The sequence below is a fragment of the Actinokineospora alba genome (assembly GCF_004362515.1).
In the GTDB taxonomy this organism is placed as follows: domain Bacteria; phylum Actinomycetota; class Actinomycetes; order Mycobacteriales; family Pseudonocardiaceae; genus Actinokineospora; species Actinokineospora alba.
In genome coordinates this window covers 4018155-4041408 of the sequence record NZ_SNXU01000001.1, presented here as the reverse complement: position 1 = coordinate 4041408, position 23254 = coordinate 4018155, and the positions used below count along the sequence as shown (strand labels likewise).

The window sequence follows — 23254 nt, the reverse complement described above, 5'->3', positions numbered from 1 at the left end:
GAGAACGGTATCTCCCCCGCGCCGACGGGAAAATCGGTATCCCGACCTTTGGACGTGCTACTAAGCGCGATCAGCCTTTCGTGCACTCAGCGTGCACAGGAGTGTGCCCACGAGCACCACTGCGACCGCGCTGAGCAACGAGACCACGCTGATGTTGACCGCCACGATGACCGATAGGGCGAGCCCGCAGCAGCCAGTGCGTATCCACGTGGACCGCTGGGCCCGGCACAACGAGCGGGCGGCCGAGTTGACGAACGCGTAGGACACGAGCACCAGACACGCCGCCAGCGCCACGATGTGGCCCGTGGGGACGAACTCGGCCACCGCGGCCGCGCCCGCGCTGACGACGACGAGGGGGCCGAGCAGTCCGCCCGCCGGGAGGTCCCCGGTCGCGCGCATGTCGCGGGCGAATTCCATCGCGCCTTCCACCAACGCGTAGAGCGCGAGGATCCCGCCGGCGAGCAGGCCGATGGCGAGCAGGACGCCGAGGGAGGAGGCGTCCGCGGCGGCGAGCGTGTCCCGCAGCGGGGCGGGCGAGAGCGCCAGTCGCGGGCCACCGAGTTGGCGCAGCGCCACCAGCAGGACGAGCAGCAGTCCCACGGCGGCGGCCATGATCGACACCACCCGTGTGCGCGCCCTCCCGGCCTGCTGTCGATCCAGTCCGATGAAGGCGAAGAAGAACACTCCCGCAGCCGTGAGGATGCCCGTGGCTTCATTCGATCCAGCGACACCCGGCTGGGTGATTGCGTGGTGCTCGGCCGGGTGGATCGAGAGGCCCACCGCGACCAGGAGGCCAATTGTGACGATCAACACAACAGCTGCCGCGCGCCAGATCGGAGCCAGGCGCCAGAAGCCGTTCGCGTGGCCCGCGTAGATCACGCAGACGGTGAAAACTCCGATGGTCCCGGCGGATCCGGTCGGCGCGACATACGCGGTGATCATGTTCGCGACGGCGGCCATCGCCACCACCCGCCCGGTCAGTCCGAGTACGCCCGCGAGTCGGCTCGGCCAGACTCCGAGCCGGTCCCTGACGTGCAGATACCCGCTCTGATCCGCGGAAGCGGCGGTCAAGTCGGCAACCGAGACAGCGGTCAGGGAAGCGACGAGGACAGCGAGCGCGAGCCCGGCCACCGACCACCATCCGGCCGCGCCGACGGCGGGCGACACGACCACGAGCGCACCCGCGCCGAGCATCCCGGCGACCGTGCCGAGAGGTGTCCCGACGGCCCTCGCCACCTGCTGTCCCATCGCTGTCACGGGCACAACCGTGCCAGACCGGTTGCCAAATCTCCATCGGCCTGCCGGCTGAATCCCCTCGGCAAGTCGTTAGCATTCGTCACCACCTGGTCAAGCCGACCCGCCTGATCAGGCAGGCCCGGGTTCCCCACAAGGACTCCCCCCGAGCCTTCCGAACGACCGAGGAGCACATCTGTGACCGCCCCCAAGCTGGCCCTGGCCACCGCGCCGGTGTCCGAGGCCACCGTCGACGCCATCGTGATCGGCACCGTGCAGAACGGTGCGGGCGTCGCGCTCGCCCCCGGCGGCGAGTTGGTGGACGCGGCGTTCGACGGTTCGCTGACCGACCTGCTGAGCACCCTGGGCGCGACCGGCAAGGCGGGCGAGGTCGTCAAGCTCCCGACGCTGGGCAAGCTGCCCGCCGCCCTCGTCGTGGCCGCGGGCATGGGCAAGGTCGACGGTGACATCACCGCCGAGCAGGTGCGGCGCGCCTCCGGTGCGGCCACCCGCTCCCTCTCCGACAGCAAGCGGGTCGCGACGACGCTCTCCAGCGTCGACCTGCACGCCGCCGTGGAGGGCACCGTCCTGGGCGCCTACCGGTTCACCGGATACAAGTCGGAGCCGAAGAACGGCCAGCTCGCGAAGGTCGACCTGGCCAGCCCCGCTGAGGGCGACGCGAAGGACCACCGCGCGACCCTCAAGGCCGCGACCGCGATCGCCGAGGCCGTCGCGACGGCCCGCGACTTCGTGAACACCCCGCCCAACGACCTGTTCCCCGCGTCGTTCGCCGAGAAGGCCGCCGCGCTGGCCAAGGCCGTGGGCGTCGACGTGGAGATCCTCGACGAGAAGGCGCTGCGCAAGGGCGGCTTCGGCGGCATCCTGGGCGTCGGCACCGGCTCGACCCGCCAGCCGCGCCTGGTCCGGCTCACCTACAAGGGCCCGAAGGCGAAGAAGAAGGTCGCGCTCGTCGGCAAGGGCATCACCTTCGACACCGGCGGCATCTCGATCAAGCCCGCGCTGCACATGGAGCAGATGACCTCCGACATGAGCGGCGCCGCCGCCGTGATCGCCACGGTCGTCCTCGCCGCGAAGCTCAAGTACCCGCTGGAGATCACCGCGACCGTGCCGATGGCGGAGAACATGCCCTCGGGCGCCGCCTACCGCCCGGGCGACGTGCTGACGATGTACGGCGGCAAGACCGTCGAGATCCTCAACACCGACGCCGAGGGCCGCCTGATCCTGTCCGACGCGATCGTGCGCGCGTGCGAGGACAACCCCGACTACCTGATCGAGACGTCGACGCTGACCGGCGCGCAGCTGGTCGCCCTGGGCACCCGGACCTGCGGGATCATGGGCTCCGACGAGTTCCGCGACCGCGTCGCGGGCATCGCGCAGGCCACCGGTGAGGGTGGCTGGGCGATGCCGCTGCCCGAGGAGCTGCGGGCCGACCTCGATTCCCGCCTGGCCGACCTGGCCAACGTCACCGGCCACCGCTGGGGCGGCATGCTCGCCGCGGGCGTCTTCCTGCGCGAGTTCGTCTCCGAGGGCACCCCGTGGGCGCACATCGACTGCGCGGGTCCGGCCTACAACACCGGCGAGCCGTGGGGCTACACGTCCTCCGGCGGCACGGGTCTCCCCGTCCGCACCCTCGCCGCCGTCCTGGCCGACATCGCCGCCAACGGCTGACCCCGCGCCGTACCCCGCCATCGCCGATGGCGGGGTACGGGAGTCAGGGGCGGCCTTCGCGTTTCTGGCGGGCCATGTAGTCGCGCATGCGTTGTGGGTAGCCGACCTTGGCGACCTCGTAGATCGGCATGGCGCGCTTCTTGGCGAAGGCGAAGGCGGCCTCCGGGTCGGCGATGCGCCGCCGGGTCCACTCGCCGTCGTGGGCGACCAGCACGATTGTCGTGTCCGTCACGTTCGTCCTGGGTTCCACGTACGCCTCGACGCCGGTGCGGCTGGCCGCCCACTCGTCCAGGTGACTCGTGTCCTCCTTGGTCGCACCGCGCAGCACGCCCGGCTTGCGCTTGCGCCGCAGGGAGTCGAAAACCCCCATGTCCGCCACCTCCGAAACCTCGTCTGCGTCCATTGTCCCGGTGAATGGCCCGAGACCCCCGGCCACCTCGCAAGCCTGCCTCCCATAGTGACAAGATGGCGTGTGGTGGCGAGCCGTCGTCCGCGACGCCGCGCCCACCGGAAAACAACGCTGTCGCTTGTCGAGGAGACCCCGTGACTGACACCTCCGCTGACCTGGTGATCCTGGGAGGCGGGTCCGGAGGCTACGCCTGCGCGTTCCGCGCGGCCGGGCTAGGACTTTCCGTCATCCTGATCGAGAAGGACAAGGTCGGTGGAACCTGCCTGCACCGAGGCTGCATTCCGACCAAGGCGCTGCTGCACGCCGCTGAGGTCGCCGACATCGCGCGCGAGGGCGACCAGTTCGGTGTGAAGACCTCGCTCGAGGGCATCGACATGAACGGTGTCAACAGCTACAAGGACGGCATCGTCGCGGGCCTGCACAAGGGCCTGCTGGGCCTGGTCAAGGCCAACAAGGTGACCCTTGTGGAGGGTGAGGGCAAGTTCGTCGGCCCGAACACCGTCGAGGTCGGCGGCACCCGCTACACCGGCAAGAACGTCGTGCTGGCCACCGGCTCGTACGCCAAGACGCTGCCCGGTCTCGACATCGGCGGCCGCATCGTCACCAGCGACCAGGCGCTCAGCCTCGACTACGTGCCGGAGAAGGTCGTCGTCCTGGGCGGCGGCGTCATCGGCGTCGAGTTCGCCAGCGTGTGGCGCTCCTTCGGCGCCGACGTGACCATCGTCGAGGCGCTGCCCCGGCTGGTCCCGCTGGAGGACGAGTGGGCCTCCAAGCAGGTCGAGCGCGCGTTCCGCAAGCGCGGCATCAAGTTCAAGACCGGCGTCCGCTTCAGTGGCGCCACCCAGACCGACGCCGCCGTCACCGTCTCGCTGGAGTCCGGCGAGACCTTCGACGCCGACCTGCTGCTCGTCGCGGTCGGCCGCGGCCCCAGCAGCTCGGGCATGGGCTACGAGGAGGCCGGGGTCAAGATGGACCGCGGCTTCGTCCTGACCGACGAGCGGCTGCGCACCAACCTGCCCAACGTCTTCGCGGTCGGCGACCTGGTCCCCGGCCTGCAGCTGGCCCACCGCGGCTTCCAGCAGGGCATCTTCATCGCCGAGGAGATCGCCGGGCTCAACCCGAAGGTGATCGACGAGGCGGGCATCCCCAAGGTCACCTACTGCAACCCGGAGGTGGCCTCGGTCGGCCTGTCCGAGGCGCAGGCCAAGGAGAAGTACGGCTCCGCCGAGACGCTGGTCTACAACCTCGCGGGCAACGGCAAGAGCCAGATCCTCAAGACCAGCGGCGGCATCAAGCTGATCAAGGCGCCCGACGGCCCCGTCGTCGGCGTGACCATGGTCGGCGAGCGGGTCGGCGAACTCATCGGGGAGGCCCAGCTGATCTACAGCTGGGAGGCCTACCCGGAGGACGTCGCGCCGCTCATCCACGCGCACCCCACCCAGAACGAAGCCATGGGCGAGGCCTTCCTCGCTCTGGCGGGCAAGCCCCTGCACGTGCACGGCTGACCGCCGGACGGCTCAGCCCACCAGTCAGCCAAACGCAGAAAAGCACGAGGAGTCCACGAAACCATGGCGTTCTCCGTAGAGATGCCGGCGCTCGGGGAGAGCGTCACCGAAGGCACCGTCACCCGGTGGCTCAAGCAAGAGGGCGACACCGTCGAGGTCGACGAGCCGTTGCTGGAGGTGTCGACCGACAAGGTCGACACCGAGATCCCGTCGCCGGTCGCGGGCACCCTGCAGAAGATCGTCGCGCAGGAGGACGAGACCGTCGCCGTGGGCGCCGAGCTCGCGGTGATCGGCGACGGATCCGCTGATTCCGGGTCTTCCGAGCAGCAGGCTCCCGAGCAACCCGCTCAGGAGCAGTCCACGGTCGACGAGCCGTCCACCGAGCAGCCCGCTCCTGAGCCCGCTCCACAGGCCGAGGCGGAGCCTTCCTCGGGGGCGACCGAAGGCCCCGCGCCCGACCAGGACGCCCCCACCGGCAACGGCAAGGGCACCGACGTGACCATGCCCGCGCTGGGCGAGAGCGTCACCGAGGGCACCGTCACCCGCTGGCTCAAGCAGGTCGGCGAGACCGTCGAGGTCGACGAGCCGCTGCTGGAGGTGTCCACCGACAAGGTCGACACCGAGATCCCGTCGCCGGTCGCGGGCACCCTGCTCGAGATCACCGCGGGCGAGGACACCACGGTCGACGTGGGCGGCAAGCTCGGCGTCATCGGGGCGGCGGGCGCCGCTCCGGCGGAGGCCCCGGCTCCGGCCAAGGCCCCTGAGCCTGAGGCGCCCAAGCAGGCTCCCCCGGTTCAGCAGGCGCCGCCCGCCCAGGAAGCGCCCGCGCCCGCCCCGGCGGCTCCGGCCCAGCAGGCTCCAGCGCAGCAGGCTCCGGCCGCTCCCCCGGTGAGCGCGCCCGCCAACGACAACGCCCCCTACGTGACCCCGCTCGTGCGCAAGCTCGCGGCGGAGAACAACATCGACCTCGCGTCGGTGAAGGGCACCGGCGTCGGCGGCCGCATCCGCAAGCAGGACGTCCTGGAAGCCGCTGAGGCGGCCAAGGCGCCCAAGCCCGCCGCCGCGGCCCCCGCCGCCGCGCCCGCCGCGAGCAAGGCCCCCACCGGGCCGGACTCCTCGCTGCGCGGCACGACGCAGAAGATGTCGCGACTGCGCCAGACGGTCTCGCGCCGCATGGTCGAGTCGCTGCAGACCGCGGCCCAGCTCACCCAGGTCGTCGAGGTCGACGTCACCAAGATCGCGAAGCTGCGGTCCAAGGCCAAGTCCGCGTTCGAGCAGCGTGAGGGCGTCAAGCTGACGTTCCTGCCGTTCTTCGCCAAGGCGACCGTCGAGGCGCTCAAGCAGCACCCGAAGCTCAACGCCTCGATCAGCGAGGACGGCACCGAGGTCACCTACCACGGCACGGAGAACCTCGGCATCGCCGTGGACACCGACCGCGGTCTGCTGACCCCGGCCATCCGCGACGCGGGCGGGCTGAACATCGCGGGCCTCGCGCACAAGATCGCCGATGTCGCGGAGCGCACCAGGGCGAACAAGGTCACCCCGGACGAGCTGTTCGGCGCGACGTTCAACCTGACCAACCTGGGCAGCCAGGGCGCGCTGTGGGACTCGCCGATTATCCAGCTGCCGCAGGTCGGCATCCTGGGCGTCGGCCTGGTCGTCAAGCGGCCCGTGGTGCTGACCGACGAGAACGGCGACGACACGATCGCCGTCCGCTCGATGGTCTACCTCGCGCTGACCTATGACCACCGCCTGGTCGACGGTGCCGACGCGGGCCGCTTCCTCACCGCGGTCAAGAACCGCCTGGAAGAGGGCGCGTTCGAGAGCGAACTCGGCCTCTGAGAACACCCGTTCCACACCGCTGGGCCGTCCCGACCGGGGCGGCCCAGCGGCGTTAGCGGCCCACCCGATCAAGCGTCCCTTTGGGATATTCGGCACGATCGGGTCATGCGCGTAGTCGTCGCCGGTTCGTCCGGCCTCATCGGGACCGCACTCGTCGCCAGGCTCCGCAAGGACGGGCACGAGGTGCTCCGGCTGGTCCGCCGCACCCCGCACGCGCCCGACGAGCGCGAGTGGGATCCGCCCGCGGGCCGGATGGACTCCGGCGTGCTCGACGGCGTCGACGCGGTGGTCAACCTGTGCGGCGTGGGCATCGGCGACCGGCGGTGGAGCCAGGCGCGCAAGCAGGTGCTGCTCGACAGCCGGATCGAGCCCACCGAGGTGCTGGCGGCGAAGATCGCCGAGACCGGTGTGCCGGTGTTGATCAACGCCTCGGCGGTCGGCGTCTACGGCGACACGGGCGCCTCGACGGTCGACGAGTCCGCGCCGGTCGGCCGCGGATTCCTCGCCGAGCTGTGCGCGCACTGGGAGGCCGCCACGGAGCCCGCGAAGGCGGCGGGCACCCGGGTCGTGCTGGCCCGCACCGCGTCGGTCCTGTCGCGCAAGGGCGGCCTGCTCGGGCCGCTGCGCCCGCTGTTCGCCCTGGCGCTGGGCGGCAAGCTCGGCAGCGGCGAGCAGTACATGCCGTGGATCCACCTCGACGACCACATCGGCGGGCTGGTGTTCCTGCTGGGCGGCGATGTCGCCGGGCCAGTCAACCTGGCCGGTCCGACGCCCGCGACGAACGCCGAGTTCACCGCCGCGTTCGGCCGGGTCAAGCACCGCCCGGCCCCCTTCACCGTGCCGCGCTTCGCGCTCAAAGCCGCGCTGGGCGACCTGGCCGACGAGATCCTGCTCAGCCAGCGGGTCGTGCCGAAGGTGTTGCTGGACAACGGCTTCACCTTCACGTTCAACACTGTCGACGCCGCGCTGGAGGCGGTCGAAGGGCAGTGAGGTCACTCGGTGCGGCGCTGGTGATCGCGTTCATCCTGCTCGGCCTGGTGGTGTCAGGACCGGTCCCGGACGTCGACCGGTTCGTCGCCGACACCGCGGGCGACGGCTTGGGGCTGCGGTCGGTGGCGTCGGTCGTGACGGTTGTGCTCGGGCCGATCCTGCCCGCGGTCGCGGTGGTCGGCCTGCTGGTGGCGGCGGCGCTCGTGCGCCCCAGGGCCGGGTTGCTGCTGCGGGCGGCGCTGCTGCTGGCGGCGTGCCGGGCGGTGTCGCTGGTCAAACCGCTGTTCGAGCGGGCCCGGCCGACGGACTACCCGGATTTCAGCTTCCCCAGCGGGCACGTGGTATCGGTGGCGTCGGTCGGGTTCACCGCCGTGGTCCTGTGCGCGTGGCTGGCCCGTGAGCGGGTGCGGATGGCGGTGCTGGTGTCGGCCTCGGCTGTGGTCCTCGCCGCACTCTGCCGGGTGCTCCTCGACGTGCACTGGCTGACGGACCTGGTCGGAGCCACCCTCGGCGTCCTCGGCGTCGGCCTGCTGACCGCGCTCGCGCTGCGACTGCTGCCGGCGCCGAAACCGACGGCGTAGGGTCGCGGGGTGAGCACAGCGAACATCTCCTGTCGCGCCGACACCCGACCGGTCTCGGTGCGCGAGGTCGGCACCATCGACTACCTCGAGGCCTGGGACCTGCAGCGCGAACTCGCGCACGCCCGCGCCGACGGCACCGGGGAGGACACCCTCCTGCTGCTGGAGCACCCGTCGGTCTACACCGCGGGCAAGCGCACCGAGCCCGACGAGCGCCCCGACGACGGCACCCCGGTGATCGACGTCGACCGCGGCGGCAAGATCACCTGGCACGGCCCCGGCCAGCTCGTCGGCTACCCGATCGTCATGCTGTCCGACCCGGTCGACGTGGTGCAGTACGTCCGGCGCATCGAGGAAGCCCTCATCGCCGTGTGCGCCAAGCTGGGCCTGCGCACGGGCCGCGTGGAGGGCCGCAGCGGTGTCTGGCTGGCCGCCGACGAGACCCGCCCGGAACGCAAGATCGCCGCCATCGGCATCCGCGTGCAGCGCGGCGTCACCATGCACGGCTTCGAGATCAACTGCGACGCCGACCTGGGCGCGTTCGACCGGATCGTCCCCTGCGGCATCCGCGACGCCGGTGTCACGTCCCTGTCGAAGGAACTGGGCCGCACGGTCACCGTGGCCGAGGTGCTCCCCCTGGCCCGCGCACTGGTCTTGGACGCGCTGGAAGGCGCGCTCGCGGTGTCCGACCACTGGCTGGACAAGCCGGAGCCCGCCAGCCCCGGTGTCACGTTCGCACTGAGCTGACTTTCGCGATCGCAAGCAGCGGGTAGCCGGGGAACCCCACCGCCAGGGTCTTCCCCGGCTCCGGCCGCTCGGAGAACCAGAGGGACTCGGCTTCGTGCGCGGCCGCGAGCAGGTCGACCGACGCGTTGGGCATCGACAGCGGAGACGACGTCCCGTCGGCGAACCACACCCGGCCGTCAGCGCGGGTGTGCCCGCCCTGGCCGACGCCCCACGGCTTCAAGGTCACCTCCAACGGGGTCCACTCGGCACCCGCCACGAACGCGGGCAGATGCCGGTCGAGGAGCCGCTCGCGAGTGCCGAAGACCACGACTGCCCATCCGATCAGCGAACCGATGATCGACCAGCTTCCGCTGGACGCGATCCACCAGGCGGTCCACGGCACCCAGCCGACAAGGATCCACACGGGCACGAAGGACCGTGCGCGCAGCTGCGCGGCGGCGAGGGCCGTCACGTCCCCGGCCACCGGCGGCTGGCCTACCGCTCCGCGGATCCGTTGGGCGGGCAACGCATTCCGCACACCGTCGACGCGCAGGGCAGCCCAGCCGGAGTCGTCCGGTCCGACCACCCACACCCGACCGGTTCGCGCGATCAACGCGTGGTGGGCGGCAGTCAGCTCGGTCACCCGCAGCGCGGTGCCATCGTCGAGGCGCACATCCGAGTTCCACCACGGCCTGCCCGCCCGCGCCACCCGCGCGGCGACCGGGCGCCAGGCCTCCGCCCGCAGCAGCTGTCCACCGGGCCGCAGCCAGCGAACCCACAGTCGGACCCGCGCGGCGATGACGAGCCCGAGCACGCCGAACCCGAGCATGAGTGGCGTCGAATACCCGCCATCGTCCAGCGACAGCATGAACCAGCCGCACAACGGCAGGAGCAGTCCGGCGCAGACCAGGACGATCCCGTCCCGGCGATGCGCGCGGAACAGTGCAGCCGTCGTCGGGTCGGCCATGGCCGGCCGGTCGGTTCGGGGCTCGGTGATGGTCATCGGATCGTGGCCACGGCCAGCAGCGGATACCCGGGGAATCCCACCGCCACGGTCTTCCCGCTCGCGGGGGGCGCCGAGAACCATCCTGTTCCCCTTTCGTAGATGGTGCCGAGCAGATCGACGGTGGCGTTGGGCATTCGCAGGGCGAGCGTGCGACCGTCCGGCAGCGCGACCACACCCTCAGCCGTCGAAGTGCCGTCCTCCCGCCAGAACCAGGGGTTCATCGAGACCGGCAGCTCACACCACTCAGCGTCCGCGACCAACGCGGGCAGCTTTCGGTCGACGAGCGAGAAGCGTCGCTTGGCCGCCATCGCCACCGAAAGGCCGAGGATGCTGCCCAAGTAGGTCAGGCGGACATCCAGCGCGAGCATCACCGCCGTCCACGCCAATACCCCGGAAAGTAAGCAGATTTGGGCCGTGGCGCCAAAACGCATCCGCGCGGCAGTGAGCGCCGTGACGTCGCCTTCCGCCTGCACGGGCACTTCCCGCGACACCTTGGCCCGCCGCGCTGGGAACACCACGTGCGAGCCGTCCACCCGCACCGCCGCCCAGCCCTTGTCGTCGCAACCGACGACCCACACCCGGCCAGTCCGGGCGATGAGCGCGTGGTGTGCAGGGGACAGCCTGTCGACCCGCAGAACGAGGTCGCCGTCGCACTCGATCAGCGAGGTGAAGGAGGGGCGTCCCGCCCGCACCACACGGGCTCGCGCCGGGCGCCAAGCCCACGTCCGCAGCAGCGGCGCCGAGCGAGGAACCCACAAGATCCACAGTGAGTTGAACGCCGCGAAGATCCAGATGAGGACGAGACCGCTCGCCAGCGGGTACGGGGGATTCTCTTCAAGACCGTGAGCCGTGAGCGCGGCCAACGGACCTATCGCCACCGCGATGAGGACGCATGCGGCCACAAGGCGCCATGCGCGCTGGCGCATCAGGTCGAACAGGATCGCCGTCGTCAAGTCGGCCATAGCGGGCCGATCTTGGGCGGGCTCGTGGAGCGAGGCGACGGTCATCGGATCACCGCCACGGCCAGCAGCGGGTATCCGGGGTACCCCGCGGCCATGGTCTTGCCCGGCTCCGGCTCCCCCGCGAACCACAGCGTGCCGGTGTCCCACACCGTCCCGAGCAGGTCCACCGACGCCGACCGCATGTCGGCGGTCATCGTCCGCCCATCGGCGAGCCGGATCACCGCCGACGCCTGAGCGGTGTCGTCCGTCCGCGCCTGCCACGGCCGAAGGCTCGCCTGAACGGGCGTCCACGGGCCTGCTTCGACAAGTTCGGGCAGCCGATGCAGCATCGGGTGGCGATGGAGCCGAAAAGCAACGGCTGCGATCATCACGGCCGCGAAGAGAAGCACCCAGGCCACCACAACCCACGGGCGGTCCGGAAACGCCCAAACACCCAGTGCCACGAAGATCGGCAACCAGGCGAGATTCGCCCACTGCAAAGACATCGCCCGCTGGATCCGACGGGCCAGCATCATCGTGGGGTCCTGGCCGGCGGCGAACAGTCTCGGTGACCGCGTCCAACGCGGCGCCTTCGCCTGCCAAGGTTCATGCGATCCGTCGACGCGGACGACCGCGACTCCCATGACGTCCCCCACCACCCAGACCGATCCGGTGCGGGCGATCACCGCGGCATGGGCTCGGGTCAATCCAGTCACCAACAGCACACCCACGGAGTCGCCGTCAGTCACCTCGATCCGGCAGCCAAGCCACCACCGGCCCGCGCGGACCACCCGTGCCGATACTGGCCGCCAAGCCTGCTCCGCGAGCAGGCGCTTTCCCGCGGACAACCCGCCGACGGTCCGCCGCCGGATCACGAGAAACGTCGCCAGCACGAAGACCTGAGGGGCACTGACCGGACGAAATTCGCCGATCGCCAAGGCCAGGATCAGGGCGGGAACGAGCATCACGCTGCTGCCGACCAACGCGAAGGTGTTGATCTTGCGCTGGCGTTCGCGGTTGCGCAGCAGGATCGCCGTAGTCGGGTCGGATAGTGCCGGACGGTCGGTAAATGGCGCGCGGACGACGTCCGTGGTCGATTCGATCTCGGCCTCCCCAGTGAGCTCACCAGGGAAATCGCCGGTGACCTGCCAGACGTTATCCGCGCAGGCGCCGAACCGGTGCGACCCCGTCCCCCGACTCAGGCGCCGCCTGCGTGCGCAGGCCCTCCAGTACCCGGGTGATCGTGGTGCCGACCTCCGCGGCCGCCCGCTTCGGGTCCTCGGAGCCCGCGATGATCGTGGCCCCGGATGATAGGGCGCCGAAGAGGATGCGGGTGGTCACCTCGATGGGCAATTCCTCGATTTCCCCCGCCTCGATCAGCGACTCCAGCGCGGCCTTCACAATCCCGTAACTGAAATGCTCCTCCGCTTCACGCCAGCGTTCCCATCCCATCACCACCGGACCCTCGTGGATGGCGATTCGCTGATACGACGGTTCCATGCACATTTTGATATATGCCTGGATACCGGCCATAGCCCTGTCCCAAGCACTGCCGGGCCCGGCGACGACTTCGGCCAAACGGCCCATCACCCCCGTCTCAACGGCCCCGAAAGCGGCCTCGAACAGGGCTTGTTTGCCGCTGAAGTGGTGGTAGAGCGCACCCTTCGTCACTCGGGCGCGTTTGGCGATGACATCGAGTGAGGTAGCGGAATACCCACGCTTGGTGAACAAATACACCGCGGAGTCCACCAGGGCCTGCCTGGTGCTTTCGCTGTAATCCACTCGCCTCGACTGCGCTGTCGCCATATTCACAACGGTACGACATACCGGCGGTACGTACCCGTGGTAGGTTGGCGGTATCGGTTCCGTACCGACGGTATGCCGGAAACCCACGGTATGGCCGAGGTCACGGAGGGGAGCCAGGAAGCCATGAGCTGGAACGACTACTACCGCAGGCGCGACGCGATGGAAGCCATCGTCGAGTACGCCGAGAACAACCCGAGCGGGGAGCTGCCGTTCGCCGAGGTGCCGGAGGCCGTCGAGGTCTTCACCGGCCCCGAGGAGCTGCTGCTCGCCCTGCACTACAAGTGGACCCTGAAGCTGACCGGCAGGCTCGGCCTGGCGCAGGCCGAGGCCGAGCGCGACCCGTCGATCGACCCGGTCGACGCCGTCTCCCGGGCGTGGCGCACCACCGCCACCGAGTTCCCGGTCCTGCGCAGGCTCGTCGACCAGGGCATCGAGACCTACCCGAGCGCGCTGCGCCCGGGTGTCGAGAGCGAACACCGCATGCTCGCGCTCGCCGCGGGCCTGGCCGAGCCGCACGAGACCCGCGACGAGATCACCCGGGTGGGCGCCGCGTTCGTCGCCCTGGTGCGCAGCGCGCCGGACCGCCCCGAGCGCCGCAGGCACCCGGTCGAGCAGCTGTTCCGCAGGCTGGTCGCGAGCGCCTGAGCGCGCTCTCAGCCCACTGTTCCTAGGGTCGGTGGGAGTAGACCTTTGGAGGGCACGATGACGTGGTCCGAAGCCGACCTGCCCGACCTGGGCGGCCGCACTGTCCTGATCACCGGAGCGAACTCCGGCTTGGGGCTGCGCAGCGCCCAGGTGCTGGCGGCCAAAGGCGCGCACGTGTTCGTCGGAGCCCGGTCGCTGGAGCGCGGCCGGGCGGCGATCGCGGCCATCGACGGCGCGGCCGAGCTGCTCGAGATCGACCTCGCCGACCTGGCGTCGGTCCGCAAGGCCGCCGCGGAGGTCCGCGAACGCACCGGCGACCGGCTCGACGTGCTGATGAACAACGCCGGGGTGATGGGCACGCCCAAGGCCACCACGGCCGACGGCTTCGAGCTGCAGATCGGCACCAACCACCTCGGCCACGCCGCGCTCACGTGGCTGCTGATGCCCGCGCTGCGCGGCGTGCCGGACGCGCGGGTGGTGACGCTGTCGAGCATCGCCCACCGCTCCGGCCGCATCGACGTCGACGACCTGAACTTCGAGCGCCGCGGCTACAACGCCGCCGCCGCGTACGCGCAGTCCAAGCTGGCGAACCTGCTGTTCGCCATCGAGCTCGACCGGCGGCTGCTCGCCGCGGGCGAGACGGTGATCAGCGTCGCGGCGCATCCCGGCATGACCGAGACCGACCTCGCCGTCAACTCGGCCCGGCTGCGCGTCCCCGGGCCGCTCGGCGGCGCGGTGTCCAAGGTCGTGAGCCTCGGGAACAAGCTCATCACCCAGTCCGTCGAGCGCGGCGCGCTGCCCCAGCTCTACGCCGCCACGGCGCCCGACGTGCGGGGTGGCGAGTACTTCGGCCCGACCGGACCGGGTGAGGTCTTCGGCGCTCCCGGGCGGGCGAAGCCGAGGGCAGCGGCGGTAAACCCCGATCTTGGCCGGACATTGTGGCAGCGGAGCGCCGACCTGACCGGCGTTTCGCCGGACCCGGAGTGACCTACGTGATACCAGTCACGCCGATCGTGGGCGTAGCCTGACGCCGTGACGGTTGCGCCTGAGGGTCGGAAGATGCTGCGCCTGGAAGTGCGCAACAGCCAGACCCCGATCGAGAAGAAGCCTTCGTGGATCAAGACCCGCGCGAAGATGGGGCCCGAGTTCCGTGAACTCAAGGGCCTCGTCCGCCGCGAGGGCCTGCATACGGTCTGCGAGGAGGCGGGCTGTCCCAACATCTACGAATGCTGGGAAGACCGCGAGGCCACGTTCCTCATCGGCGGTGAGCAGTGCACCCGGCGCTGCGACTTCTGCCAGATCGACACCGGCAAACCGTCCGACCTCGACCGCGACGAGCCCCGCCGCGTCGCCGAGTCGGTGCAGGCGATGGGCCTGCGCTACTCGACGATCACCGGCGTCGCCCGCGACGACCTCGACGACGGCGGCGCGTGGCTCTACGCCGAGACGGTCCGACAGATCCACGCGCTCAACCCGGGCACCGGTGTCGAGCTGCTGATCCCGGACTTCAACGCCGAACCGGACCAGCTGGCCGAGGTCTTCGGCTCGCGCCCGCAGGTGCTGGCGCACAACCTGGAGACCGTCCCGCGGATCTTCAAGCGCATCCGCCCGGCGTTCCGCTACGAGCGTTCGCTGCAGGTGATCACCGAGGCGCGTGACTTCGGGCTGATCACCAAGTCGAACCTGATCCTCGGCATGGGCGAGACGCCCGAAGAGGTCACCGAGGCGCTCAGCGACCTGCACGACGCCGGGTGCGACATCATCACGATCACCCAGTACCTGCGCCCGAGCGTGCGCCACCACCCGATCGACCGGTGGGTCAAGCCCGAGGAGTTCCTGCAGCACAAGGAAACCGCGGAGGCGCTCGGCTTCGCCGGGGTCATGGCCGGGCCGCTGGTGCGCTCGTCGTACCGCGCGGGCCGCCTCTACACCCAGGCCGTCGAACACCGCGGCGACGAGGTCCCGGAGAACCTGCGGCACCTCGCGCAGGCGGGCTCGGCGAGCCAGGAGATCAGCGCGCTGCTCAAGCGGTAGTCAGACCACAGGATGACCCGAAGATCGGATCTCGGTCCGATCTCAGGGGGAACCCTGTTATGCCAGGCTCCCTCCAAACGAGAGACTTCGTGCGGCGCCGGGTGGTCCGGCGCCGATTCTTGAGGGGGATCGACCGTGGCTTTGGTTACCGACGTGCTCGAATGGCTCCAGGCACTGCCGCAGCCTGCTCTCGTGGCGGCGACAGGCGGTCTGGTGCTGGCGGAGTGCACCATCGGCCTGGGCTTCATCGCACCGGGTGAGGCGGGGCTGCTGGTGGCCTCCACGACCGTCAACAGCGCCCCGCGCTTCCTGTTGCTGTGGCTCGTGGTCACGGTCTGCGCGGGCATCGGCGACTCGATCGGCTACTTCATCGGCCGCCGCTTCGGCCCGAAGCTGCGCGAGACCAAGCTGATCCAGAAGTACGGCACCGAGGGCTGGGACAAGGCCACCGACATCCTCCGCAGGCGCGGCGCGTGGGCGGTGTTCTTCGCCCGCTTCATGCCGGTGGTGCGCACCCTGACCCCGGCGGCGGCGGGCACGTCCGGCCTCCCGTACCGCAAGTTCCTGCCCGCCGTGGTCGCGGGGGCGGCTTGCTGGTCGGCCATCCACATCAGCATCGGCGCCGCTCTCGGCGAGGCAGCCAAGCGCATCGAGGGCGCGCTGTCGACCGGCGGCCTGGTCCTGCTCGGCGTGGTCGTGATCGGCGGCCTCATCGTGCACACCGTGAAGAAGCGCAAGAAGAAGGCCGCTGTCACCGAGGAAGCGGCGCTCGAACCCGTCAGCTGAGTTGTTGCTGGGCGAGGTCAGCACTCGCCGACCTCGCCCAGCACCAGTGTGGCTCAGGGCGCGGCGGGCAACTGTGGCCAGACGACCGCGGCGAGTTTGCGGGCGGCGATGCAGGGGTCCGGTTTGTCGATCTTGTCGGAGACGTAGACCGACAGGGTCTCGCGGGTGTTCGGCGCGTCCTCGATGTTCGCCGTCACCACTTCGCAGTAGGCAAACCCGCCCTCTTTCGACGTGTACACAAAGGACGGTCGGCCCGCGATCGTCTCCGGGGCGTAGAACTCCTCGTCCAGTGGCCAGTCACTGATCTCGGCGGCGAGTTCCAGTTCCTCGTGCACACCCCACGTGCAACGGTGTTTGGTGGGGTTTCCGACCTGTGGCTTGAACGTCGTCGGCATCGCCGTGTTGATCTGCTGCCCGGTCAGCAGCGTGCACGGGTCGACCCGACCGAGCGAGTTCGCCGCGTACTCCGTGTGCTTCACCCGGCCCTCGACGATCACAGCCGCGGCGGCCTTGCGGAGGGCGTCGGCGATGTCGCAGAGGTCGTCCTGGTCGACTGCCGGCTCGCCTTCGTCGTCGGGCAGGGTCCGCGCCCCGAACGACAGAACCCCTTTGCCGTCCTTGAAGAAGATCGCGGCCTCACACCCACCTTCGACGTCGTCGTGCGGCCCGACGCGCAGCGGGTCGGGCAGCCAGTCGCGGCGTTCGAGGTCGAGGTTGTGGAGGTTCGGCGGCGGGTTGGTGAGCTCGACGCTCACCTGGATGTCCTCACCGTCGGCCTCCGCGAACAGGACGCAGTAGTCGAGCGACCCGAATTCCACGTTCTGGTGCCGGGCGAGGTCTTTGATCGCCTTCCCGTCCAGCAGGCTGCAGAAGTCGACGGTGGTCAGCTCGCCGAGCCCGCCGTCAGCACCGCCCAGCCGCGCCGACAGCGCGCCCGCGGCCTCATTAGGCACCGCGGAGCCCGAAACCATTGACGTACACCCGCTCAACGTCAGCAGAGCGCAGAGCAGCACAACACCACGACGCCACATGCGCCCGAACCCCCAGTTCACTCCACTCAGTCAGCACACATGTCGATTTCGCGAATCCAAACATTACCGGCATCCGCGCCGGCTACCATCGCGCGCAGAAAATGGGGGAAACATGACCACACGCAAGCGCTCGGTGGACAAGCACGCCGAGACCAGGATCGTCCTGAGAGTCGTCGGCCTCGCACTTCTCGCGGTCGGCTTGTTCTTCCTGATCTCCGGCGCGATCGACTTGTTCGAATCCTTCGGCCGAGTGGCCTCGTTCGACCCGTTCAACGATCAGGAACTGCCGGAAGGCCCGACCCGCTTCTGGATGTGCTTCGTCGGCCTTCCCCTGGTCGGAATCGCCGGCTGGTGCCTCCAGGCAGGTTTCCTCGGCGCCGCATCGCGGTACGTCGCGGACGAGACACAGGAGGCGGTCCGCACCACAGCGTCGGCCATCGGTGATGGGCTCCGCGGACGCGGCCCCTACTGCCGCGACTGCGGCACAGCCAACGACGCGAACGCCCGGTTCTGCGACAACTGCGGAACCTCGTTGAGCCGCTGATCAAGCGTCATTCGGTGGGCGCTGCGGAGGCCCTTGAAAACCCGTCCCGACCGACCCGCCGCCTACTTGATCTTGCAGAGTCCTGGCCAGACGATTTGCCCCGCGATAAACCATCACCGATGAAGTACCGCACCGCTCGGCAGCTCCGCCCGGCCGAGGTAGATGAACTGGTCGATGCCTACCGCGACGGTGCCAATGTCCAGCAGCTAGCCGCACAGTTCGGCGTCTACCGATCCACAGTAGGCAAGCACTTGGCAACCCGGGGCATCGACACCAAGCCCCCCGCGCTCCCTCCCGATGACGTCCCGGTCGCTGCCAGCCTGTACGAGTTGGGGTGGTCATTAGGCAGAATCGCCAGAAAGTTCGGGATATCCGACAACACGGTTCGGAGCCGACTGCTTGAGGCTGGCGTGGAGATGCGGCCGCAGCGGGGCGGCCGCGCGGCTCCGCTGATGACGGTGACACCTCAGGAGGCGCACCACCCGACGCCGCACTAGATGTTGACCGGGAGCTGAGACCTGAACAGCTGGGCTGACCAGTCAAGACTCGAACTGCTAATGCTTGTTCATCGCACGACTCGGGTTAAAATGATCTTGTATGCAATCCGGAACTGACACATCTTGGCGGCGGCCGACGATACCCAAAGAAGTTCCCTCGTCGCGTCTGCGATGCGCCGGGGCTCCGACGTCATGAACGGAGTGCCCAACGTGGCCAAACCCCAGCCGGTCAACATCGGAGATGCAAGTCCGAAGCGGTTGCTTGTCACGTGGGCAAATGAGCAAGATGCGTGGGTACGGCATTTAGTCGCTGAAACGCTACTGACACGCAAGCCAGCCGATGGCAGTTTTATAGAACAACTCTATTCCGTCTTCCTTGCAGAAAAAGGTCTTTCCAAGGAGCCGCAGCCAGAAATCCCGTTCCTTGAACTCGACGACCGCGAAGAGGCTGCGGAGGAGACACTTGAACTCATCCGAATTCAAGAAATTAAAGGCGTCAACGCTCTCGCCCTCAACCAGGTCCTGGATTTCGACCCGAGCCTAACCATTCTGTATGGCCAGAACGGATCAGGCAAAACTGGTTATGCCCGCATCATCAAGCGAGCGGCTGCAGTACGTACGGCAGAGCCGATCTTGCCCAACGTAAATATTGAGGGTGAACAGGAAGAACCGAGCGCTAGTATTTCATACACACTAGACACGGAGCCAACCGAAGTTAGATGGAACAATGAAGCCGGGCTGTCACCTCTGACGCGAATAAGCGTGTTTGATTCAACTGCGGTCACACTTCATGTAGATACCGATCTTGGTTATGTCTATACGCCAGCCGAACTGGCTCTATTTGGTCAAGTATCGGTTGGTATACAGAAGCTTCAAGAGAAAATTACCGAGGAAGCGCGCGCTCTCCGGCCTAAGTCAAACGTGTTGTTGTCCCGATTCGTAAGAGGCACAACCGTCTACCCCGTAATTGAAAGTTTGGGGGCGGCCACCGAATTGGCCGAGCTAGCCGCACTTGCCGAGGTGCCTGATGACGCGACCGAACAAAAAGACAGACTCGAACAAGAAGTTGCTGCCCTGCGCGCCAACACGGCCGAGGCATTACTGACTCACGCCGAATCGCAAGTTCGAGGTATGACACGACTTGAAGAACTAGCCCAAGTGGTGAGCCGTTTCAGTCCGAAAGCGTACAATCTCGCTCTCGATAACCTCTCGGTCGCGCAGACTGCGCGCCGAAAGGCACGTGGCGAACTATTTGACGCCGATGAGTTGCCCGGACCTCCCGACGATGACTGGCAGAAGTTCATCACCGCAGGCGATGAATACCAGACCCACCTCGGACTGCACGACTATCCGCAAAGCGGGAATCAATGCCTCTATTGCCGTCAACCATTGGCCGAGTCAGCACTGGACTTGGTTCGACGGTATCGCACATTTCTCGACGAGAGTTATACGCGCCGAGTTACTGACAGCCGTCGCCAGGTTGATGAGATGGCCATCTTTGTTGATCCCGGCGTGGTCGTTCAATGTCGTGAATTTATCGAGACACAAACGGGTGAGAAAGATCCGTCAAGTTGGATCGGCGTCTCCGAGATCCTCTTGGATGAACTTTCGGCAGAACTAGTCGAGGTGAATGCAAGGAGAAAGTCTGTAGCACCAGAGATGACTAAGCGGTCACACTCGCTGACTTCGATCTTGGGCCCTCTGATCTCAGTGACGAAGGAACAAGTCAGGCAGCTTGCCCAGCAGAAGCATGATCGTGCCGAAACTTTGGCTGCTAAGGAGCGAAACCTCAGAGAACTGTCTGCACGGATCGAACTTCGGTCCAACCTGGAAACGGCGCGAGTTTATGTTCAGAATGCCAAACGCGGAGAGCAACTTGACAATCTTTCCAAAAGCATCTCCAACAAGATTGCGCGCTCACTAACCGACCAATCGAAGCTGGCCAGCGAAGATTTGGTCAACAAGAACTTTGAGCAACTCTTCCGGGAGGAGTGCGAGGTTCTACGGGCACCGCTAGTGGCTCTCCAATTCCAGGCCAGAAGCGGTCGCGCAGAACGACGCAAATTCGTTGCAAGCCACAAACCCTCACAAATCTTGTCTGAGGGCGAACAGAAAGTGCTTGCCTTGGCGGACTTCCTAGCAGAAAGCCGAATGCGAGGCGTCAAAGCTCCGGTAGTCTTTGATGATCCGATCACTAGCCTCGATTACCGTCGCCTGGAAGAGGTCTCGCGCCGAATCCATGAACTTTCTGAGACGCACCAAGTGGTGCTGTTTACCCACAACATCATGTTCGCATCGACACTCATTGCCTTACGGCAAAGCAAGGGTCGTCGCTGCAAATACTATGAGGTTCGAGACGGCGAACCAGAGAAGGGGATACTCGCACCTGACGTCGAGCCACGCTTCGACCAGCCTAGCGACATAGCCAAACGAATCAACAAGCACATCGCGCTTTGTGCCACCGCCGAGCCTGCCGTGCAGGACGCACTGATTGCGCAGTCATACGATCTTATTCGCTCGTGGTGCGAAGCGTTTGTGGAGCAAGAACTACTCAAGAATGTGACACAAAGATACCGCGCGAACATCATGATGACGAGACTGGACGCGGTACGAGTAGACCTATTTGCTTCGACCGCCTCGGTAATCACACCGCTATTTGATAAGGCTTGCCGTAACATGACAGGCCACTCGCAAGGACTTGAGACCCTCAACACCAAGCCGACACTTGCCGAACTCAAAGATGACTGGTCAAAGGCTCAAGCTGCCCGAACGGCATATATAAGCTAGTTGCTAAGAACGCCCGGCGCGCGGGTCCATCATGATGCTCGGAATAATTCGAGTATCCAGATGAGCAACGATGTCATGAGCCCCTGCATTTTGCAATTCGTCAACTGTGCTCTTGCCCGTCGCCACGCCAACTACCCGCACACCCGCAGCGAGCCCAGCAGCCACGTCCTTCGGCGTGTCCCCGATCAACACGGTTCGTTCACCCTCAAAGCTTCGCCCGGTGCGCTCGGCCGCCCGCAATTGGGCGATCTTCACCAGCTCGGCCCGGACCGCGTGGTCGTCGCCGTAGGCGCTCGCCTCCAGATCGAGGTACTGCGCCAGGCCGAACACCTCCACCTTGATGCGCGCGACTTCCCGCAGGTTGCCCGTCAGGACGCCTTGGTGGACGGACGGGTCGGCCGCCAGCTTGGCCAACACTTCCTGCGCCCCCGGCAGCACGCGGCCGGTGGTGCCCAGCTCGTCGCGGGCATCGTCGTAGCCCTGGACTAGCGCCGCCGCCAGCTGGACCACCGCGCCGTCGGTAGGCTCAACCCCGTTGAGCCGCAAGGTTTCCGCCATGATGTCGAGCTCGGTCCGGCCGGAGATGTTGGCCAGGCGCTCGAACGGACGGCCGGTGACGGTCGGCACCACGCGTTGATAGATGGCCAAACCAACGCCCCGCGTCTCGATCAGGGTGTGGTCGATGTCCCAGAGCACCAACAGGCGCGGCGATTCAGACGCGGAGGGCAGGCTATCCATACGGGGAGTTTGCCACCCAGATGACCATCTTGACCGGCGCGTACCATCGTCCCTGGTCACAACCGGGGAGCGTGATCTTGTCAATGAACGATCCGTTGGCGCGGGCAATCGGGGAACGGGCGCGGCTCCAGCGCATCGCCTCGCGTCGAACCAAGACCGTCGTGGCTGGCCTGGCGGGGATCACCCCGGAGTACCTGTACCAAATCGAGCGCGGCCAGAAGCTGCCGACGGTGGCCGTACTGACCCAGTTGGCCACCGCGCTCGGCGTATCGGTGGGCGAACTGGTGGAAGGCCAACCGGCCCGCGCACCGGCCCGCGCCAAGTCGGCAGCCGGTGACGCGCTCTACCGCGCTCTCACCAGTCCGCCCATTGACGAGCACGCGCCGCCCGCCCTGCCACAGCTGAGCCGTGACATCGCCGCCGCCTGGACCACGTGGCAGACCTCGCCTCGGCGGTACACCCAAGTTGCCGCCGTGCTGCCGCGCTTAATTGCCGATACCGAGCAGGGGTTGCGTCAGTCCGGCTCGGACACGGCGCGGGCGTCCCAGCGCTGCGCGGCCGATCTGTACGGGCTGGTGCGCACGGTGGCCAAGCGTGTCGGACGCTCTGACGTATCACTGCTGGCGGCCGACCGAGCTGTCCGCGCCGCCGAGGCCGCCGACGATCCGCTACGGCTGGCCTCCGCGCACTGGAACCTGACGCAAGTCCTGTTGGCCGATGGCCAAGCCGAGGGCGCGGAAGACGTCGCCCTGCGAGCAGCCGGAAGCCTCGAATCCGTTGTGCGCCAAGGCAACGCCGATGCCGTCGCCCTATATGGCTCGCTGCTGCTAATCGGCGCGGTTGCCGCTGTCCGCCGTGGTGACGCCTGGACGGCGCGCGCCCGGCTGGACCAAGCCGCCCCGCTGGCCGACCAGACCGGCGAACACAACATCTACTGGACGGCCTTTGGCCCCACCAACGTGGCGATGTTCGCCGTCAGCGTCGAGGTCGAGTCCGGCGAAGCCGTCGAGGGACTGCGCATGGCACGTCAGGTCGCGCACGACCGGTCGCCGTCCATCGAGCGCCGCGTAGCCTTTTTGCTCGATCAGGCCAAGGGCTACCAACTGCGGCGGGATTACAACAGTGCCCTTAGGCTGCTGGGTGACGCCGAACGGGAGGCGCCGGAAGATCTACGGCATCGCCCCGCTGCTCACGCCATCTTGCGAACCGTCGTCCAACGCGGCGGTCGGACGGTGGCGGGCGAGGCCGCCGGTTTGGCACTGCGCATCGGCCTGCCGGTCTAGATCACCGGCGAATCCGACCGAACTCTCGGTTCCGGTTACTCACGAGTAATCGCCATAACGTCGTTCGCCTGGCACCCGGTGCCGGGACGATCACGGCGAACGCTCCGAGATCCCCCGACGCCTCCCCCTTGGGGCGCGACCCGTGATCCCCGGCTCCGGGTGCCTTCCAACTCGGCACTCTCAA

At 67.8% G+C, this 23254-nt stretch carries 22 protein-coding genes; 14 read left to right on the top strand and 8 right to left on the bottom strand.

Annotated features, from left to right (window positions below):
- Positions 1 to 60: 60 nt before the first annotated feature.
- Positions 61 to 1257 (bottom strand): APC family permease, encoded by a 1197-nt coding sequence (locus C8E96_RS18660; RefSeq protein ID WP_091371786.1) that lies wholly within the window; start codon positions 1255 to 1257, stop codon positions 61 to 63.
- Positions 1258 to 1431: 174 nt separating this feature from the next.
- Between C8E96_RS18660 and C8E96_RS18655 the strand changes: the two genes are divergently transcribed.
- Entirely contained in the window at positions 1432 to 2922 is a 1491-nt protein-coding gene (locus tag C8E96_RS18655) for a leucyl aminopeptidase (RefSeq protein ID WP_091371789.1), read from the top strand.
- Between the two features lie 43 nt (positions 2923 to 2965).
- Here C8E96_RS18655 and C8E96_RS18650 read toward each other — a convergent pair whose 3' ends face one another.
- A complete protein-coding gene (locus C8E96_RS18650; RefSeq protein ID WP_091372866.1) occupies positions 2966 to 3292 on the bottom strand; it encodes an oxidoreductase in 327 nt (108 codons plus the stop codon).
- A 173-nt stretch (positions 3293 to 3465) separates the two neighbouring features.
- Between C8E96_RS18650 and lpdA the strand changes: the two genes are divergently transcribed.
- The 5 genes from lpdA (at position 3466) to lipB (ending at position 8993) form a co-directional block, all read left to right on the top strand.
- The gene (gene lpdA, locus C8E96_RS18645; protein WP_091371792.1) at positions 3466 to 4836 is read left to right on the top strand and encodes a dihydrolipoyl dehydrogenase; all 1371 of its coding nucleotides are present in this window, start codon (positions 3466 to 3468) and stop codon (positions 4834 to 4836) included.
- A 63-nt stretch (positions 4837 to 4899) separates the two neighbouring features.
- Positions 4900 to 6678: a 2-oxoglutarate dehydrogenase, E2 component, dihydrolipoamide succinyltransferase gene (gene sucB / locus C8E96_RS18640; RefSeq protein ID WP_091371797.1), complete on the top strand. Its 1779-nt coding sequence runs from the start codon at positions 4900 to 4902 to the stop codon at positions 6676 to 6678.
- A gap of 105 nt (positions 6679 to 6783) precedes the next feature.
- Positions 6784 to 7668 carry a TIGR01777 family oxidoreductase gene (locus tag C8E96_RS18635; protein ID WP_091371799.1) on the top strand — a complete coding sequence of 295 codons (885 nt, stop codon included), beginning with the start codon at positions 6784 to 6786 and terminating at the stop codon, positions 7666 to 7668.
- Positions 7665 to 8249 carry a phosphatase PAP2 family protein gene (locus C8E96_RS18630; RefSeq protein WP_091371802.1) on the top strand — a complete coding sequence of 195 codons (585 nt, stop codon included), beginning with the start codon at positions 7665 to 7667 and terminating at the stop codon, positions 8247 to 8249. Before C8E96_RS18635 ends, C8E96_RS18630 begins: the two co-directional genes overlap by 4 nt.
- A 9-nt stretch (positions 8250 to 8258) precedes the next feature.
- Positions 8259 to 8993 carry a lipoyl(octanoyl) transferase LipB gene (gene lipB / locus C8E96_RS18625; protein WP_091371806.1) on the top strand — a complete coding sequence of 245 codons (735 nt, stop codon included), beginning with the start codon at positions 8259 to 8261 and terminating at the stop codon, positions 8991 to 8993.
- Here the strand turns inward: lipB and C8E96_RS18620 are convergent.
- From C8E96_RS18620 to C8E96_RS18605, 4 genes are all read right to left on the bottom strand, one after another.
- A complete protein-coding gene (locus C8E96_RS18620; protein WP_091371809.1) occupies positions 8974 to 9975 on the bottom strand; it encodes a hypothetical protein in 1002 nt (333 codons plus the stop codon). The genes lipB and C8E96_RS18620 overlap by 20 nt on opposite strands.
- The gene (locus C8E96_RS18615; RefSeq protein WP_133794576.1) at positions 9972 to 10985 is read right to left on the bottom strand and encodes a hypothetical protein; all 1014 of its coding nucleotides are present in this window, start codon (positions 10983 to 10985) and stop codon (positions 9972 to 9974) included. The genes C8E96_RS18620 and C8E96_RS18615 overlap by 4 nt, the downstream gene beginning before the upstream one ends.
- Positions 10982 to 11884 carry a hypothetical protein gene (locus C8E96_RS18610; protein WP_133794574.1) on the bottom strand — a complete coding sequence of 301 codons (903 nt, stop codon included), beginning with the start codon at positions 11882 to 11884 and terminating at the stop codon, positions 10982 to 10984. Before C8E96_RS18610 ends, C8E96_RS18615 begins: the two co-directional genes overlap by 4 nt.
- 190 nt (positions 11885 to 12074) lie before the next feature.
- Positions 12075 to 12725: a TetR/AcrR family transcriptional regulator gene (locus C8E96_RS18605; RefSeq protein WP_091371818.1), complete on the bottom strand. Its 651-nt coding sequence runs from the start codon at positions 12723 to 12725 to the stop codon at positions 12075 to 12077.
- Between the two features lie 90 nt (positions 12726 to 12815).
- Here C8E96_RS18605 and C8E96_RS18600 point away from each other — a divergent pair, with 90 nt between their 5' ends.
- The 4 genes from C8E96_RS18600 (at position 12816) to C8E96_RS18585 (ending at position 16190) form a co-directional block, all read left to right on the top strand.
- Positions 12816 to 13370 carry a hypothetical protein gene (locus C8E96_RS18600; protein WP_228769748.1) on the top strand — a complete coding sequence of 185 codons (555 nt, stop codon included), beginning with the start codon at positions 12816 to 12818 and terminating at the stop codon, positions 13368 to 13370.
- 57 nt (positions 13371 to 13427) lie between these two features.
- Positions 13428 to 14357 (top strand): oxidoreductase, encoded by a 930-nt coding sequence (locus C8E96_RS18595; RefSeq protein ID WP_091371821.1) that lies wholly within the window; start codon positions 13428 to 13430, stop codon positions 14355 to 14357.
- Between the two features lie 45 nt (positions 14358 to 14402).
- Positions 14403 to 15404: a lipoyl synthase gene (lipA, locus tag C8E96_RS18590; RefSeq protein ID WP_091371824.1), complete on the top strand. Its 1002-nt coding sequence runs from the start codon at positions 14403 to 14405 to the stop codon at positions 15402 to 15404.
- A gap of 135 nt (positions 15405 to 15539) precedes the next feature.
- Complete coding sequence (locus C8E96_RS18585) at positions 15540 to 16190, top strand: DedA family protein (RefSeq protein WP_091371827.1); 651 nt, start codon at positions 15540 to 15542, stop codon at positions 16188 to 16190.
- A 53-nt stretch (positions 16191 to 16243) separates the two neighbouring features.
- Here the strand turns inward: C8E96_RS18585 and C8E96_RS18580 are convergent, their stop codons facing one another.
- Complete coding sequence (locus tag C8E96_RS18580; protein ID WP_091371830.1) at positions 16244 to 17161, bottom strand: DUF3558 domain-containing protein; 918 nt, start codon at positions 17159 to 17161, stop codon at positions 16244 to 16246.
- Positions 17162 to 17333: 172 nt separating this feature from the next.
- Between C8E96_RS18580 and C8E96_RS18575 the strand changes: the two genes are divergently transcribed.
- The 3 genes from C8E96_RS18575 to C8E96_RS18565 all read left to right on the top strand — a co-directional run bounded on the left by C8E96_RS18575 (position 17334) and on the right by C8E96_RS18565 (position 21049).
- A complete protein-coding gene (locus C8E96_RS18575) occupies positions 17334 to 17765 on the top strand; it encodes a zinc ribbon domain-containing protein (protein ID WP_166658045.1) in 432 nt (143 codons plus the stop codon).
- 119 nt (positions 17766 to 17884) lie between these two features.
- Positions 17885 to 18262: a hypothetical protein gene (locus C8E96_RS18570; RefSeq protein ID WP_091371836.1), complete on the top strand. Its 378-nt coding sequence runs from the start codon at positions 17885 to 17887 to the stop codon at positions 18260 to 18262.
- Positions 18263 to 18472: 210 nt separating this feature from the next.
- Positions 18473 to 21049, top strand: coding sequence for an AAA family ATPase (locus C8E96_RS18565; RefSeq protein WP_166658044.1), 2577 nt, complete (start codon positions 18473 to 18475; stop codon positions 21047 to 21049).
- 3 nt (positions 21050 to 21052) lie between these two features.
- On the opposite strand, the gene C8E96_RS18560 is transcribed toward C8E96_RS18565, so the two are convergent.
- Positions 21053 to 21787, bottom strand: a complete 735-nt coding sequence (locus C8E96_RS18560) for a haloacid dehalogenase-like hydrolase (RefSeq protein ID WP_091371839.1) — start codon at positions 21785 to 21787, stop codon at positions 21053 to 21055.
- A 20-nt stretch (positions 21788 to 21807) separates the two neighbouring features.
- Between C8E96_RS18560 and C8E96_RS18555 the strand changes: the two genes are divergently transcribed.
- Entirely contained in the window at positions 21808 to 23070 is a 1263-nt protein-coding gene (locus tag C8E96_RS18555; protein ID WP_228772081.1) for a helix-turn-helix domain-containing protein, read from the top strand.
- Positions 23071 to 23254 lie beyond the last annotated feature (184 nt).

Bases quoted from the DNA above. Each gene is read 5' to 3' on its own strand.
- C8E96_RS18575 (WP_166658045.1), top strand. From the start codon at position 17,334: ATGACCACACGCAAGCGCTCGGTGGACAAGCACGCCGAGACCAGGATC.
- C8E96_RS18650 (WP_091372866.1), bottom strand. From the start codon at position 3,292: ATGGGGGTTTTCGACTCCCTGCGGCGCAAGCGCAAGCCGGGCGTGCTG.
- C8E96_RS18605 (WP_091371818.1), bottom strand. From the start codon at position 12,725: ATGGCGACAGCGCAGTCGAGGCGAGTGGATTACAGCGAAAGCACCAGG.
- C8E96_RS18610 (WP_133794574.1), bottom strand. From the start codon at position 11,884: ATGCTCGTTCCCGCCCTGATCCTGGCCTTGGCGATCGGCGAATTTCGT.
- C8E96_RS18560 (WP_091371839.1), bottom strand. From the start codon at position 21,787: ATGGATAGCCTGCCCTCCGCGTCTGAATCGCCGCGCCTGTTGGTGCTC.
- C8E96_RS18570 (WP_091371836.1), top strand. From the start codon at position 17,885: ATGAAGTACCGCACCGCTCGGCAGCTCCGCCCGGCCGAGGTAGATGAA.
- C8E96_RS18620 (WP_091371809.1), bottom strand. From the start codon at position 9,975: ATGACCATCACCGAGCCCCGAACCGACCGGCCGGCCATGGCCGACCCG.
- C8E96_RS18555 (WP_228772081.1), top strand. From the start codon at position 21,808: ATGACCATCTTGACCGGCGCGTACCATCGTCCCTGGTCACAACCGGGG.
- C8E96_RS18615 (WP_133794576.1), bottom strand. From the start codon at position 10,985: ATGACCGTCGCCTCGCTCCACGAGCCCGCCCAAGATCGGCCCGCTATG.
- C8E96_RS18580 (WP_091371830.1), bottom strand. From the start codon at position 17,161: ATGGTTTCGGGCTCCGCGGTGCCTAATGAGGCCGCGGGCGCGCTGTCG.
- C8E96_RS18635 (WP_091371799.1), top strand. From the start codon at position 6,784: ATGCGCGTAGTCGTCGCCGGTTCGTCCGGCCTCATCGGGACCGCACTC.
- C8E96_RS18600 (WP_228769748.1), top strand. From the start codon at position 12,816: ATGGCCGAGGTCACGGAGGGGAGCCAGGAAGCCATGAGCTGGAACGAC.
- C8E96_RS18595 (WP_091371821.1), top strand. From the start codon at position 13,428: ATGACGTGGTCCGAAGCCGACCTGCCCGACCTGGGCGGCCGCACTGTC.
- sucB (WP_091371797.1), top strand. From the start codon at position 4,900: ATGGCGTTCTCCGTAGAGATGCCGGCGCTCGGGGAGAGCGTCACCGAA.